The following is a 338-nucleotide window of genomic DNA, read 5'->3' as shown; positions in this document are numbered from 1 at the left end:
GTTTGCTGTGAGTCATTTCCGCGGCGCAGGGCTCCGGCCTTAGGACGCCACGTTGGTGATCGCCCTTCTTGCCGCGTGTTTATGTGCGGTGGTGGTGGTTGCGTCGGGGTTTTTGGTGGGGGTCGATGTGGGGTGGCGGGCTGACCCAGGGGACGCCGGATCGCATGTGGATGGTCCATTGTTCTTTGTGGATGAGGGGGTGGTGATGGGAGCACAGGAGGGTGCCGTTGTCGGTGTTGGTGGGTCCGCCGTGTGACCAGTAGGTGGTGTGGTGGGCTTCGCACCAGGGGGCGGGGATGGTGCAGTTGGGGAAGGCGCAGCCTTGGTCGCGGGCGGTG

General features: G+C 64.8%; 1 protein-coding gene. It reads right to left on the bottom strand.

Going from position 1 to position 338, the window contains the following annotated elements; genetic code table 11:
• Positions 1 to 79 precede the first annotated feature (79 nt).
• Positions 80 to 338 (bottom strand): HNH endonuclease signature motif containing protein (locus JYA52_RS00045; RefSeq protein WP_205651142.1); only part of this gene is annotated, 259 nt, incomplete at its 5' end.

Origin of the sequence: Arthrobacter pascens (genome assembly GCF_017052465.1) — a bacterium.
Lineage (GTDB): Bacteria > Actinomycetota > Actinomycetes > Actinomycetales > Micrococcaceae > Arthrobacter > Arthrobacter pascens.
The sequence above is the reverse complement of the archived record's forward strand: the minus strand, read 5'-3'. Positions and strand labels throughout refer to the sequence as shown.